Origin of the sequence: Archaeoglobus fulgidus DSM 4304 (genome assembly GCF_000008665.1) — an archaeon.
In the GTDB taxonomy this organism is placed as follows: Archaea; Halobacteriota; Archaeoglobi; order Archaeoglobales; family Archaeoglobaceae; genus Archaeoglobus; species Archaeoglobus fulgidus.
Genome location: NC_000917.1, coordinates 512,331 through 525,372 on the forward strand (window position 1 = coordinate 512,331; position 13,042 = coordinate 525,372).

The 13,042-nt window shown below is 48.6% G+C and carries 20 protein-coding genes and 1 tRNA gene; 16 read left to right on the plus strand and 5 right to left on the minus strand.

The window, feature by feature from the left end; genetic code table 11:
* Window positions 1-7 precede the first annotated feature (7 nt).
* Genes iscS2 through AF_RS02875 form a run of 3 tightly spaced genes read left to right on the plus strand, consistent with a single transcriptional unit; the run spans window position 8 to window position 1,965 of the window.
* Window positions 8-1,156: a cysteine desulfurase IscS2 gene (gene iscS2, locus AF_RS02865; protein ID WP_010878069.1), complete on the plus strand. Its 1,149-nt coding sequence runs from the start codon at window positions 8-10 to the stop codon at window positions 1,154-1,156.
* 5 nt (window positions 1,157-1,161) lie between these two features.
* The gene (gene nifU, locus AF_RS02870) at window positions 1,162-1,623 is read left to right on the plus strand and encodes a Fe-S cluster assembly scaffold protein NifU (RefSeq protein WP_010877697.1); all 462 of its coding nucleotides are present in this window, start codon (window positions 1,162-1,164) and stop codon (window positions 1,621-1,623) included.
* A 3-nt stretch (window positions 1,624-1,626) separates the two neighbouring features.
* Window positions 1,627-1,965 carry a transcriptional regulator gene (locus AF_RS02875; RefSeq protein WP_010878070.1) on the plus strand — a complete coding sequence of 113 codons (339 nt, stop codon included), beginning with the start codon at window positions 1,627-1,629 and terminating at the stop codon, window positions 1,963-1,965.
* A gap of 16 nt (window positions 1,966-1,981) precedes the next feature.
* On the opposite strand, the gene AF_RS12360 is transcribed toward AF_RS02875, so the two are convergent.
* The 3 genes from AF_RS12360 to AF_RS13020 form a co-directional block, all read right to left on the minus strand.
* A complete protein-coding gene (locus AF_RS12360; protein WP_143274377.1) occupies window positions 1,982-2,497 on the minus strand; it encodes an AMP-binding protein in 516 nt (171 codons plus the stop codon).
* A gap of 107 nt (window positions 2,498-2,604) precedes the next feature.
* The gene (locus tag AF_RS13855) at window positions 2,605-2,919 is read right to left on the minus strand and encodes an AMP-binding protein (protein WP_158296876.1); all 315 of its coding nucleotides are present in this window, start codon (window positions 2,917-2,919) and stop codon (window positions 2,605-2,607) included.
* Window positions 2,912-3,115: a hypothetical protein gene (locus AF_RS13020; protein WP_158296877.1), complete on the minus strand. Its 204-nt coding sequence runs from the start codon at window positions 3,113-3,115 to the stop codon at window positions 2,912-2,914. Before AF_RS13020 ends, AF_RS13855 begins: the two co-directional genes overlap by 8 nt.
* 115 nt (window positions 3,116-3,230) lie before the next feature.
* Here AF_RS13020 and AF_RS02885 point away from each other — a divergent pair.
* A tRNA-Leu gene (locus tag AF_RS02885) sits at window positions 3,231-3,313 on the plus strand.
* A 109-nt stretch (window positions 3,314-3,422) separates the two neighbouring features.
* Here AF_RS02885 and AF_RS13025 read toward each other — a convergent pair.
* Window positions 3,423-3,560 carry a hypothetical protein gene (locus tag AF_RS13025; protein WP_156029499.1) on the minus strand — a complete coding sequence of 46 codons (138 nt, stop codon included), beginning with the start codon at window positions 3,558-3,560 and terminating at the stop codon, window positions 3,423-3,425.
* A 160-nt stretch (window positions 3,561-3,720) separates the two neighbouring features.
* Between AF_RS13025 and AF_RS02890 the strand changes: the two genes are divergently transcribed.
* The 9 genes from AF_RS02890 to AF_RS02930 are packed head-to-tail and all read left to right on the plus strand — an operon-like array spanning window position 3,721 to window position 8,409.
* Entirely contained in the window at window positions 3,721-3,903 is a 183-nt protein-coding gene (locus AF_RS02890) for a ribbon-helix-helix domain-containing protein (protein WP_010878073.1), read from the plus strand.
* 12 nt (window positions 3,904-3,915) lie between these two features.
* On the plus strand, window positions 3,916-5,094 hold the full coding sequence (gene ftsZ / locus AF_RS02895; RefSeq protein WP_010878074.1) for a cell division protein FtsZ: 1,179 nt from the start codon (window positions 3,916-3,918) through the stop codon (window positions 5,092-5,094).
* Window positions 5,095-5,118: 24 nt separating this feature from the next.
* Window positions 5,119-5,412: an MTH1187 family thiamine-binding protein gene (locus tag AF_RS02900; RefSeq protein WP_010878075.1), complete on the plus strand. Its 294-nt coding sequence runs from the start codon at window positions 5,119-5,121 to the stop codon at window positions 5,410-5,412.
* Between the two features lie 34 nt (window positions 5,413-5,446).
* Complete coding sequence (locus AF_RS02905) at window positions 5,447-6,055, plus strand: hypothetical protein (RefSeq protein WP_010878076.1); 609 nt, start codon at window positions 5,447-5,449, stop codon at window positions 6,053-6,055.
* Complete coding sequence (locus AF_RS02910) at window positions 6,052-6,216, plus strand: zinc finger domain-containing protein (RefSeq protein ID WP_010878077.1); 165 nt, start codon at window positions 6,052-6,054, stop codon at window positions 6,214-6,216. The genes AF_RS02905 and AF_RS02910 overlap by 4 nt, the downstream gene beginning before the upstream one ends.
* Window positions 6,217-6,228: 12 nt before the next feature.
* Window positions 6,229-6,495, plus strand: a complete 267-nt coding sequence (locus AF_RS02915) for an elongation factor 1-beta (protein ID WP_010878078.1) — start codon at window positions 6,229-6,231, stop codon at window positions 6,493-6,495.
* Entirely contained in the window at window positions 6,492-7,121 is a 630-nt protein-coding gene (locus AF_RS02920) for an MBL fold metallo-hydrolase (RefSeq protein WP_010878079.1), read from the plus strand. Before AF_RS02915 ends, AF_RS02920 begins: the two co-directional genes overlap by 4 nt.
* A gap of 17 nt (window positions 7,122-7,138) precedes the next feature.
* Entirely contained in the window at window positions 7,139-7,378 is a 240-nt protein-coding gene (locus tag AF_RS02925) for a TIGR04140 family protein (protein ID WP_158296878.1), read from the plus strand.
* Window positions 7,378-8,409 (plus strand): TIGR04084 family radical SAM/SPASM domain-containing protein, encoded by a 1,032-nt coding sequence (locus tag AF_RS02930; RefSeq protein WP_010878081.1) that lies wholly within the window; start codon window positions 7,378-7,380, stop codon window positions 8,407-8,409. Before AF_RS02925 ends, AF_RS02930 begins: the two co-directional genes overlap by 1 nt.
* On the opposite strand, the gene AF_RS02935 is transcribed toward AF_RS02930, so the two are convergent.
* Window positions 8,399-9,553: a M28 family metallopeptidase gene (locus AF_RS02935; protein WP_010878082.1), complete on the minus strand. Its 1,155-nt coding sequence runs from the start codon at window positions 9,551-9,553 to the stop codon at window positions 8,399-8,401. The two genes, AF_RS02930 and AF_RS02935, sit on opposite strands and share 11 nt — an antisense overlap.
* A 201-nt stretch (window positions 9,554-9,754) precedes the next feature.
* Between AF_RS02935 and AF_RS02940 the strand changes: the two genes are divergently transcribed.
* From AF_RS02940 to AF_RS02950, 3 genes are read left to right on the plus strand one after another with little or no spacing between them, the layout of a single operon-like run.
* Window positions 9,755-10,615, plus strand: coding sequence for a PAS domain-containing protein (locus AF_RS02940; protein WP_148183422.1), 861 nt, complete (start codon window positions 9,755-9,757; stop codon window positions 10,613-10,615).
* 29 nt (window positions 10,616-10,644) lie between these two features.
* A complete protein-coding gene (gene xth, locus AF_RS02945; protein WP_010878084.1) occupies window positions 10,645-11,418 on the plus strand; it encodes an exodeoxyribonuclease III in 774 nt (257 codons plus the stop codon).
* A 37-nt stretch (window positions 11,419-11,455) separates the two neighbouring features.
* A complete protein-coding gene (locus tag AF_RS02950; RefSeq protein WP_048064253.1) occupies window positions 11,456-13,042 on the plus strand; it encodes a flippase-like domain-containing protein in 1,587 nt (528 codons plus the stop codon).

Genomic DNA, 13,042 nt, shown 5'->3' on the forward strand with positions numbered 1-13,042 from the left:
TGGTATCATGGCGTATTTCGACTACACCTCTGCAAAGCCCGTAGATGAGAGGGTTCTGGAGGCGATGCTGCCTTACATGACTGAATCATTCGGAAATCCCTCCTCCGTCCACTCCTACGGTTTTAAGGCAAGGGAGGCAGTTCAAGAGGCGAGAGAAAAGGTTGCAAAGCTCGTAAATGGCGGTGGTGGGACGGTTGTGTTCACCTCCGGTGCAACGGAGGCGAACAACTTAGCCATAATTGGCTACGCAATGAGGAATGCGAGAAAAGGCAAGCACATTCTCGTCTCGGCTGTGGAGCACATGTCTGTCATAAACCCCGCGAAGTTCCTGCAAAAGCAGGGATTTGAAGTTGAGTACATTCCTGTTGGTAAGTACGGCGAGGTTGACGTCTCCTTTATAGATCAGAAGCTCAGAGATGATACGATTCTGGTTTCCGTCCAGCATGCAAACAATGAAATCGGAACAATCCAGCCTGTAGAGGAAATTTCCGAAGTTCTGGCTGGAAAAGCGGCTCTGCACATTGATGCCACAGCCTCGGTCGGGCAGATTGAGGTGGATGTTGAGAAGATCGGTGCTGATATGCTGACTATTTCAAGCAACGACATTTACGGCCCCAAAGGAGTGGGGGCGCTCTGGATAAGGAAGGAGGCGAAACTTCAGCCCGTAATCCTCGGAGGTGGGCAGGAAAACGGACTCAGGAGCGGGAGCGAGAACGTTCCTTCGATAGTAGGTTTTGGGAAAGCTGCCGAAATCACGGCAATGGAGTGGAGAGAAGAAGCCGAGAGGCTCAGAAGGTTGAGAGATAGGATAATCGATAACGTTCTGAAAATTGAGGAAAGCTACCTAAACGGCCATCCTGAAAAAAGGCTGCCCAACAATGTAAACGTTAGATTCAGCTACATTGAGGGGGAGTCAATCGTTTTGAGCCTTGACATGGCGGGAATTCAGGCTTCAACCGGCTCGGCGTGCAGCTCAAAAACCTTGCAGCCAAGCCATGTTCTCATGGCGTGCGGGCTGAAGCATGAGGAGGCGCACGGCACTCTGCTTTTGACGCTGGGCAGATACAACACTGACGAAGATGTTGACAGGCTGCTTGAGGTGCTGCCGGGCGTTATTGAGAGGCTGAGGAGCATGTCTCCTCTCTACAGGAGGTGAGGGCTATGTATAGCGACAAGGTTTTCGACCACTTCCAGAATCCGAGGAATGTCGGAAAGATTGAGGATGCTGATGGTGTGGGAACTGTCGGCAATCCAGTTTGCGGGGATTTGATGACCATTTACATTAAAGTGAAGGACAACAGAATTGAGGATATCAAGTTCCAGACCTTTGGCTGCGCTGCTGCCATTGCAACCAGCAGCATGGCCACTGAGATGGCGAAGGGGAAAACTATAGAGGAAGCTCTGAAAATTACAAGAGATGCTGTTGCCGAAGCCCTTGGCGGTTTGCCGAAGCAGAAAATGCACTGCTCCAACTTGGCCGCAGATGCGCTGAGGAGGGCAATAGTTGACTACTTTAGAAAAAATGGAAAAATTGATAAGATAAAGGAGTTAGGTCTGGAAAAGGAACTTGAGAAGATGGAGAAGGGTGAGATGGACGACCACGGAGAGTATTGTGAGGCTTGAGCCATGAAACCGCACTGCGTGATGATGGTGAAATACGTACTCCCCGCCCTGAGGGCGAAGGTTGCGCTTGAGCTAATAGATAGAGGTTACAGGGTAAAGGATGTTGCAGATTTGCTCGGGTTGACACAGGCAGCAGTTTCGCAGTACCTCAAGAGCAAAAGGGGACAGAGGGGAATGGAGATTCTATCAAAGTCTGAGAAAGCACATGAGGTTGTTAAGGAGCTTGTGGAGAACCTCGCTTCTGGCAAAATAACCATCGAAGACGAGGTGGATTACCTCTGCAGAGTTTGCGAAATTCTAAGAGAAGAGGGGCTCATCGAGGAAGAGATGTATTCCGTTTGAGCTGGGCATCTTTAGCTCAAGATGTTCTGGCCTCACGGAGTATTGCTCCAGCCACTTCTTTCCATTTTTCTCTCAGCTGTACTGTCAGTCCTTTTTCACAAAGCTTGAACGTGTACAGGTCCTCAAAGATTTCAAGTTCCCTCTCGGGATGCTCAAGAATTTGCCAGTACATATCGAATGTCAGATACATTGACGTGACTTTGTACCTGCTCACGGCCTCCATGGCTGCTATAACGTCCCATCTCGAAAGCAAAGCAACAGTTGAGTCTGAAATTGTCGAAGACAGGACAGCATTGTCATGTCCCGCAACCCAGAATATTGGCATCACTCTTAGGTTGATCTCATCTTCTGTGAGTTTTGAAGCAAATTCCTTGAAATCAACCTTCTTACTCGGATATTCCTCCACCAGAAGGTGTGCTGAACTGTAGGTCCAACGCTTGCGGCTTTGTACAAAAACCACCATGCTTGTGCGGCACTGCCTTCGGACTCGAGTCGTCCCACTCGTGAAGAATATCGTTGCGCAATTATCCAGGTCAACATCAACTTTGGTTTACGGGCTGAAGCGTCGTCGATTGATCCTTCAGTCCCTTATCAGTATTTGAACCCGTCATCGAGTGGTGGACAGGTATCTCCGGGTTTTCAGACAAGAACTCGACAAAGCTTGTGGGTATTACTACGCACTCTAAGGACAAGCTGCCAACAACTCTTTTTGACTAAGGGAAGCAGTGCATCAAGCAATACCACTGCCTTTGGCTTCACTTCTTTGAAGTAAAACTCTAGTTCAGGCTCTTTTAGTATTGGATTGAGCGAAACAACGCAACCGCCCGCCTTATGCGTTCCAAAAAGAGCAATGTAGTACTGCGGGCAATTAGGAAGCAGCAAAGCTGTTCTATCTCCTCTTGCGAATCTGTTCGAGAGCAGAAAATTTGCAAACTTATTTGTCAGTTCACCCATCTCTCCATAGCTTGTTCTCCTTCCATAGTAAATGATATAGCCTTTTTCCTGGATTTTTCTCCGCGTAAATGTCCAGATGATTAAAAAGAGGTATCTTTCCAAGCGGATAAACAGGCTCTTTTGGCGGGCATGGATGGGGCCAAATTTCATCCCATTTTCTGGATTGCTCTTTAAAATACGAGTCCTCGTCTATCATAATTTAGAATTGTGTCTTTGGTATAGGTCTCTTTTGATGCCACTGCAAATTTCAGAGCCAAACTAACTGGTCAACACCACAAACCTCATAAATCCAATTAATCAATAGGCCCTGAGCGGGGGTTGCCGAGCGGACAAAGGCGCGGGATTCAGGGTCCCGTCCCGTAGGGGTTCGAGGGTTCGAATCCCTCCCCCCGCACTGAATTCGGTTTTGGAGGAGTTTGAAAGCTTCAAGAAGCATGTTCAGCTAAAAATATCTCTGAAGCTGGAATTTAATCTTGAGGATTACATACGGTTATCATGGTTTTTTACTCTTCTTCTTGCTCCTTCACAACCTCAAGATCTCCAGCATCGATCATCCTTACCTCCGGACATTTGAGCTCCTCAACTATTATCAGCTGTTGATTTTCTGCAGTTTTTATTAGTCCTTGCCAAGTAGTTATCATTCGCGGAATATTTTCTTAAACACTTTATCATAATAGAATCCGAAAAACTTAAATATTATAATGTCGGACAATTGATACCAGCTGAAGGACAAAGTCGGACAGATGGAGACACCAGTCCTCCATCTGTCCTCCGATGTAGGGCAATATTTCCGGTGGAAGGATGCCGCCAACGAGAAAGATTAGCATAAGGCTCACGGAGAAGTATTACACGAAGCTCGAACTCCTCGTGGAGAGCGGGGAGTTCACTTCAGTTAGCGAAGCTGTCAGGGAAGCTGTGAAGCTTCTTCTGGAGAAGTACAAGGAGCAGCTTGAGAGTATTGCCCAGATGGATACTTATCGTTAGGAGGTTGTTGGTATGAAGAGTATTGTGAGTAAGGCCCAGCAGTATTTGGAGCAGGAGAGGAATAGCAGGTTTAGCGAGGAGATAAAGGACTTCGAGACGCCGAAAATTGTGGTGGTTGGCTGTGGAGGTAGCGGGAACAACACTGTCCACAGACTGTCGAATATGAATGTGTCGAGCGCCATGACCATTGCAATCAACACGGACAAGCAGCAGCTTTTGAGGACTAAGGCTGACAAGAGAGTGCTGATAGGGAGGAGCATAACGAGGGGGCTTGGTGCAGGAGGTTATCCCGAGATTGGAAGGAAGGCTGCTGAGCTGGCCAGAAACGTCCTTGAGGATTTGCTCTGCGATTCTGACATGGTTTTCGTCTGCGCCGGAATGGGAGGTGGGACTGGAACGGGCTCCGCCCCTGTTGTGGCAGATGTGGCCAAGAAGCAGGGAGCTATAGTCATAGGCTTTGCCCAGATGCCCTTCAGAGTTGAGAGGGCGAGAATTCAGAAAGCTTTGGACGGTCTTGAGGAAATGAAGGAGGTTTGCGACACTGTTGTTGTTCTGGATAACAACAAGCTGCTGGATTACTACCCCAACCTGCCCATCGATGCGGCTTTCAGCGTTATGGACCAGCTCATAGCTGAAACGATTAAGGGCATATCTGACACGATAACAATCCCTTCGCTCGTGAACATCGACTTTGCGGATGTGAAGGCGATAATGGGTCACGGTGGAGTTGCCGTGATGCTTGTTGGAGAGGCGAAGGCTCAGGACAAGGCCAATGCGGTTGTAAGGGACTGCTTATCCCACCCGCTGCTTGATGTTGACTACAGAGGGGCAACTGGCTCTCTCGTGCACATCTCGGGCGGGCACGATTTAACTCTAAAGGAGGCCGAGGAGATTATCAGAAATCTCACCTTCGAGATTGATGACTACGCCAACGTCATATGGGGAGCGAGGATTGACAAGGAGTTTGAGGGCTTTGTGAGAGTGGTTTCGATAATGACGGGAATAAAGGACAGGGACTTCGTCGGTTCATTAAGCTACGAGAACGTGCTGCAAAAGCAAAAATTGAGAGATATCAGAGTTGAGAGCCGGAACAACGGTGAGAAACTCAGAAAGCAGCAGAGCTTCTCTGAACCTGTGAAATTCAGGAGGGAGAAGCAGAAAGTTTCGATTCCCATCATCGACAGGCTTTAAAATCCAATTTTTTCTATTTTTTGTATGATTGTTGAAATTTCCGCAGTACCAATTGGTGTTGGTGAATCTCTCAGCAGCTTCGTTGCGAGGGTTATTGAGGTTCTGAAGGAGGAGGGGGTGAATTACAGCCTCGGGCCAATGGGGACCTCCTTTGAGGTGGAAAACTTCGGCAGACTCGCTGAAATCCTTGAGAAGGTTGACAGAGCGCTCTTTGAAGCTGGCTCGCCGAGAAACTACTACGTCATCAAGATAGACAACAGGGCTAAGGGGGGCAGGATGGCAGACAAGGTGAAGGCGGTTGAAGAAAAGCTGAAATGAGTAACTGATTTATCCTCCAGAAACCACTCTTTTTGTGATTGTCAAGATTGGAGGGAGCGTGGCTGACAGGCTTGAGGTAGTATTTGAGGCCCTTGAAAATCTTCAGAGAGTTTACGCTATTCCAGGAGGGTGGATTTTTGCTGATCTGGTCAGGAAAATTGATGCCGAAAAGAGGTTAAGCTCCTCAACCTCCCACTGGATGGCCATCACTGCGATGAGCGCCTACGGATTCTATATGGCAGAGACCGCCAGCAGGTTTGGTTTCAAGGTTATTGAGCCTGAAGACTTCAACTTTCCCGATGCAAAGGCAGTGCTTTTGCCCTACCGTCTGCTGAGAAAGTACGATGAGCTCCCGCACTCGTGGGAGGTTACATCCGACAGCATAGCTGTGTGGATTGCGGCGAAGGCCGGCTTTACTGAGATTGTGAAGGTTACGGCTGCTGGTGGTGTAAAAGAGCTCGACGGCAAAATTGTTGAAGAGGTGCGGGCTTCGGAGCTGAAGACCGATGTGGTTGACGGCTACACACCCAAACTGCTGGTAAAATACGGAATTAACATGTTTGTTTGCTCGCCAGAGGAGCTAAAAAATTATATATTGAGAGGAAGAGGCAGAGGCACGCTAATAGTGGGAGGTGAGCGATGATGGATATAACAAGATGCGTGAGCTGTGGAGCAGTCCTCGTGGGCGCTAACTACGTTGCTTTCCCCTGTCCGGAATGTGGTGAGATGATTTACCGCTGCAAGAAGTGCAGAAGGCTGAGCAATCCCTACGTATGCGAGAGCTGCGGGTTCGAGGGACCTTAAGGAGGTGGTTGAATGGGTAGCGTAATGATGAAGATTAGAGTGATGCCCAGCGACGTTGATGTTGACCTCAACGAGGTTCTGGAGAAAATCAAGAACATCCAGATGGAAGGTGTGGAAATCAGAGATTCGGCAATTCAGCCCATTGCTTTTGGCCTGAAAGCTATCGTTCTCATGGCAGTTATGCCCGACATGGAGGGCATTGGCGACAGGTACATCGAGGAGATTGGCAAGATTGAGGGAGTGGAGAGCGTCGAGATAGAGGACATGGAGCTTCTATGAAGCCTGTAAGAATCGTTGCTCCCCCTCTTGCTGCAAACTGCTATCTACTGCTTGACGAGAAGAAGGCTTTGATAGACGTTGGTGGGGACATCCAGTTTATCCTTAACGCCCTCAAAAGGTACATTGACCCGAGAGAGCTGGACTACATCATTTTAACCCACTCTCACTACGACCACGCTGCTGCAGCTGGACACTTCAAGGGGATAGCTAAGATTGCAATCCACAAGGATGAGTACTCGCTGCTGAAGGCTCAGGGCTTCACATCCTTCATGTTCGGAGTTAGCTTCAAGAAATTTGAGCCAGACATAATGCTGGAGGGGGGAGAGGTAATAGAGCTCGGAGAGCTTTCTTTGGAGGTTATACACACTCCCGGCCATTCTCCCGGCAGCATTTGTTTATACGAGCCGGAAAGGAAGTGGCTTTTCAGCGGTGACACGGTTTTCGCCCACGGAAGCTTTGGCAGAGTTGATTTGCCCGGAGGGAGTGCGAGGGAGCTTATAAATTCCCTTGAGAAGCTTTCTAAACTGGACGTGGAGAACCTCTATCCGGGCCACGAGGACATAATTGAGGGGAACGCTGCAAGACACATAGCCAATTCCCTTAGAATTGCAAAAATGTTCCTGTGATGCGGCACGTTTTTGGAATGAGTGCTGAGGAGGCCAAGTTCGAGCTGAGGAGAGTTCTTGAAAGGCTGGGATTTCAGGTGAAGGAGATGGATTCGGAAATTCTGGCAGAGAAGGGCAGCAAGGCAGTGAGGATATCCCTAAAAGAGCTTGGGAGAAGCGAACTCAACATACCTCAAACAGAGGTCGTTTTTGAGTGTGAGGAGGAGATATACAGGAGCATTCTGGAAAGGCTGAGACTCTCCAGAATGGGGGGTTAATGGCGGGAAAGCTGTTCATCGTAATTCTGACTCCAGTCTGCAACGGCAACTGTCTTTACTGCGGGGGGTACGATGAAGGGCTGATGCCCCCCAAGATACAGTATCCCCTTGAATCCCTCAAAAAAATAGCCGACGGAAACTCCGTAGCCTTCTACGGTGGAGAGCCTCTCCTTGAAATGGAAAAGATGAAAGAAATCATGGACTCAGTCAAAGCGGAGCATTTCATTCTTCAGACAAATGGCCTAAAGCTAAACAGGCTTGAGGATGAGTACATTAGGAGGTTCTCGACGATTCTCGTGTCTTTTGATGGGAGAAGGGAGGTTCACGACCTTTACAGGGGAAACTACGAGAGAGTGCTTGAAAACGTTCTCAACGTCAGGAGGAAAGGTTTTGAGGGCGAGCTTATCGCCAGAATGGTCGCAAGTCAGGAGACTGACATTTACGAGGATGTGATGCACATCCTCAACCTCGACTGCTTCACCCACGTTCACTGGCAGATTGATGCAGTCTGGAGCAGCGACGGAGTCTGGAGGGATTTCGAGAGGTGGGTTGAGAGGTACAACGCTGGAGTCAGGAAGCTCGTAAAGTTCTGGGCTTCCGAGCTGAGAAAGGGGGTTTTGCACGGCTTAGTTCCTTTTATGGGGGTTGCAACGGCAATCTTTAAACCATTCACCCACCCTCCCTGCTCCTCAGGTTTCGAATCCTTTGCAATAGCCACCGACGGCAGAATTCTCGCCTGCCCCATCTGCCCAGACCTTGACTGGAACGAGGTTGGGAGCCTTGATGAAGGAATAAAAAGGAGGCTCGAAATACTTGAGCCCTGCCTGTCATGCAGCTACTTCAGGTTTTGCGGTGGGAGGTGCGTTTTCTTTAACCGCGAAAGGCTATGGGGGGACAGAGGGTTCAGGCTTGTTTGCTCAACGGTGAAAAACCTCGTTGATTCAATTCTCGCCTGTAAGCACTTAATTTTGGCCAACAAAGAAAAAATAATGTATCCGAGATTTCTCAACACCACCGAAATCATTCCGTAGAGTCGATTGCGTAAACGAAGTTCTTTACAAGCTGCGAGGCCTTCATTATTGGCTCTTCTCTCAGATTCTCGGGAATGTCCTGCTTCGTGTGCCAGTAGTAGGGAGCGTCATCCTTTGCGGAATGGCCGAATATTGATACTGCATGCAGCCCCTTTCTTGAGAAGTTGGCAGCGTCGCTTCCAGCAAAGGGGAGTGGAGCTACTCTAACGTCAAAATCTATTTTTTCAGCAGCCTTCTTTGCGTATTCAACAGCCAGGGGAGAGTGCTTGGCGAAGTACATCTTCTCCTCGGTTGCTATAAGGAAGTAGTCGGCAGAGGGACACTCAAGGGCGAGCATTATTGCGTTTCTGCTCTTCAGCTCGTCGTAATGCCTCTGAACGAATCTCTTCGACCCCCTCATGTGCTCCTCTCCCGCGAAGGCAACAACCCAAACTTCCGTTTTCTCAGGCCTTTCCCTGCTGAGCTGCCTTCCAGCCTCAAGAACAGCAGCAATGGCAGCGAGGTCGTCGTTTGCTCCAAGAGTAACGTAGCTGGAACGGAGAGTGAAGGCGATTAAGAGCAGAAGGGCGCTGCCTATAAGCATCAAAGGTTTCTGGATAAAAGCAAGGGAGATGTTTGCCGCACCCTCAGCAAAGGAGAGGAACATTGTGAGCAGAGTGATTGCTATTGCAGGGCCAATAATCAGAAAGGATTTTTTCTTCAACCTTCCGAGCAGGGGAAACTCGTAGGGGGAGTCGTAGTGGGCTGAAATTATTGCCAGCTTCTCCGCTCTGCTCTTCGGCTTAATTTTTCCCACAACGTGAAACTCCTCCACTTCAGGGAAGACAAAGTCGATTATCTCGTAGTGGAGGCACTGCTGGAAGAGGAAGATGAAAAAGGCTGCGAGCATCAAAATTCCCGCCAGAACAGGCTGTCCGATAAGGTAAAGCAGCACTCCAGCTAGGTAGAATCCAGCGGTGAACCAGATGTAGTCGAGAAAGCCTCTTGGATGGCTCCTGAAATGCTCCTTTTCAACCTCATCGCAGAACTGGAGCATTTCTTCGTAAATAATATCTCCACACTTCCTCTCGCCCTCGCTGCCCGCAAGCCTCGGCCCGCACTCTCTGCAGAGTTTTTGGATGAATTCAATGGGGGAGTTTTGCATGTTCGAAATGGTTTACAAATTATTAATTTTTGTTGTTTTGGACTGCTGAACCTTTTTTTCGAAAGGTGTTATAGATGTTTATAGCAACTTTCATTTTTGAAACATAACTTTTTTACTGCAATGGAGTAAAAACTCTCGATGGAAGTGACCACATCTGACCTCTCAAAGCTGAAGGTTCTTCTCGATGCCTTTCCATATTACGTGCTGATAGTAGATGAGGACCATAGAATTATATTGGCAAACGGGGCATTTGAAGAAGTGGTTCCAGATGCTGTGGGGAAATACTGCCCTCAGGCTGTCCATGGAAGTAACGAACCTATCCCCGAATGCCCCCTTGAAGAAGCCGTTCTGATGAACAAGAATGTGGCCGAGAGGGAGGTATATGACCCCAGTGGAAAATGGTTCATTTCAGCAGTTTACAGGACAGGATTAACTTTAAAAGGAAAAAGGCTTTTCATCCACACTTTGCACGATATAACCGAAAAGAAGCTCTACGAGCAGAAGCTCAAAAAACTAAACAGGCTACTTGAGGAAGTTTTAATTCTGACAGAAGGTATTTCCGAGGAGAAGGATATCAACACAATTGCAAAAGAAGTCGCAGAAACCTTATCAAGAATCTATGGGGGTTCAAAAGTTTTATTGGAAATAAATGGGGAAAAGCGGGAGGTAAAAAAAGGAGAACTCCGTGAAAACATAACCTTAATCGACCATAGAAACCATGGAAGCGTTGCCCTCGAACTGAATGGAAATCTCAGCGAGGAAGAAGTGCAAATTATCCATACCTTCGCCTGCACGCTCAGCACTATAATTGAAAAGATGAGGCTGGAAGAGGAAAGAAGAGCTTTGATGGAAAAAACTCGGGACAACGTTTACCAGATGGCTGTTCTGGTTGACCACATCAGGAATCCGCTTACAGCCATAGCTCTTGAGGCTGAAAGGCTTGGCAGCAATAAAATCCTCGAAAATGTCGAAAGAATTAACAATGTTGTCAAAAAGCTTGAGGATGGCTGGATTGAATCCGAGAAGATCTGGAACATGCTTAAGAAAAGCTGGGAGCGCTAAAGTTATCAACTTCTTTATGAATTAACATCATGCTCAAAATCGCCACCTTCAACGTAAACTCCATCAGGAGCAGACTGCACATCGTGATTCCGTGGCTGAAGGAGAACAAGCCTGACATTCTATGCATGCAGGAGACGAAGGTTGAGAACAGGAAGTTTCCTGAGGCCGATTTTCACCGCATCGGCTACCACGTCGTCTTCAGCGGGAGCAAGGGAAGGAATGGAGTGGCCATAGCTTCCCTCGAAGAGCCTGAGGATGTCAGCTTCGGTCTCGATTCAGAGCCGAAGGACGAGGACAGGCTGATAAGGGCAAAGATAGCTGGCATAGACGTGATTAACACCTACGTTCCTCAGGGATTCAAAATTGACAGCGAGAAGTACCAGTACAAGCTCCAGTGGCTTGAGAGGCTTTACCATTACCTTCAAAAAACCGTTGACTTCAGAAGCTTTGCTGTTTGGTGTGGAGACATGAACGTTGCTCCTGAGCCAATCGACGTTCACTCCCCAGACAAGCTGAAGAACCACGTCTGCTTCCACGAGGATGCGAGAAGGGCATACAAAAAAATACTCGAACTCGGCTTTGTTGACGTGCTGAGAAAAATACATCCCAACGAGAGAATTTACACCTTCTACGACTACAGGGTTAAGGGAGCCATTGAGCGGGGGCTGGGATGGAGGGTTGATGCCATCCTCGCCACCCCACCCCTCGCCGAAAGATGCGTGGACTGCTACGCAGACATCAAACCGAGGCTGGCAGAAAAGCCATCCGACCACCTCCCTCTCGTTGCTGTGTTTGACGTGTAGGGAAAAGCAAATATTTCATGCTCAAAGCCTTACCACAATGAAAATCAGCATTGTTCTCCCAGCGTACAACGAGGCAAAAAGGCTCAGAGGTGCTGTTGAAGAGGTTATCAAAGCAGCCGAAAAAACGGGATACGATTTCGAGATTATCATCGCAGAGGATGGCTCTAAGGATGGAACAGACAGAATCGCAGCGGAGCTTGCTGCCAGCAATCCCAGAATAAAGCATCTCCACTCGGACGAGAGGCTGGGGAGAGGAAGGGCTTTGATGAACGCCTTTTCAAAGGCGAGCGGAGACGTTGTCGTTTACATGGACGTTGACCTCGCCACCGACCTCTCCCACCTGAAGGAGCTTGTTGATGCCATAATTGTTGAAGGCTATGACTTCTCTACTGGCTCAAGGCTGATGAAGGAAAGCCAGACGGACAGGCCTGCAAAGAGGGAGATTGCGTCGAGGGGCTACAACTTCCTCGTTCGCCTTTTCCTCGGCTCAAAACTCCACGACCACCAGTGCGGGTTTAAGGCCTTCAGGCGGGATTTAATTCTGGATCTAGGTAAAGAGGTGAAGGACAACCACTGGTTCTGGGACACGGAGGTATTAGTTCTGGCTCAGAAGAGGGGCTACAGAGTCAAGGAGATTCCGGTAAGGTGGAAGCACGGGGGAGAGACGAAGGTTGCCTTCGGAAAGGACATCCTTTACATGTTTTCCCAGATTCTCAGGATGTGGATGGATGAGAAGAAAAGGAGCAGGAAATACCTGATCATCTCAACTCTAATTGCTCTCGCCATTCTCGGAGTAATTGCAGTTAAAGCTGGTATTGAGAACGTCTACGAAAGTCTGATCTCAATCAACCCCTTTTTTCTCCTAACCTCAGCTCTGCTCTACTCCCTCTCATATATCCTGAGAGGCCTCAGATTCGACTACATCATGAGAAGTTTGGGGAGGGAGAGGGGTTTGCTGTTCTCGACCGCTGCGGTAAGCATCAGCCAGACCGTTAACGTGATAACCCCCATCAGATTAGGTGACTTGGCGAGAGCCTACGTTTTCAGGAGGAGGGAAGTTCCGTATTCAGAGTCGATTGGGGGGATTGCTGCCGAGAGGGTCTATGATTTGATTTCAGTCGCTTTGATAGCTGCGGTTTCGGCATTACTTCTCGGAGCAGGGCTGAAGGAGCCCGTTTACGCCTTTATTTTTGCCGGTATGATTTTTGCCGGCATCCTCCTCCTTTCAAGGATGGAGAACGTAGTTGGGAAGGTGTTCAAAAACGCCATGAAGGTGATGGGGATTAAGCAGAGCATTGTTTTGACTTTCCTCTCACTTCTGCTCTGGCTTTCCGACATAACAGTTTGCTACCTGATTGCTCTGAGCTTCGGAGATGTGAGCTTCATACTGATCGCTCTGGCGGTGGCAGTCGGAAACATAGTCAAAGCTTTGCCAATCACTCCAGGAGGTGTGGGGACGTATGAGGCTGCGGTTACGGCAGTTCTTCTTTCACAGTTCTCCGCTGGAACAGCGTTCACGATTGCTCTGGTTGACCACGCGGTCAAAAACGTGACAACGGTGCTTCTCGGCCTGCTATCACTCGCATCTCTCAATCTGAGCTTGAAAGAGGTGGAGCAGGGTTAA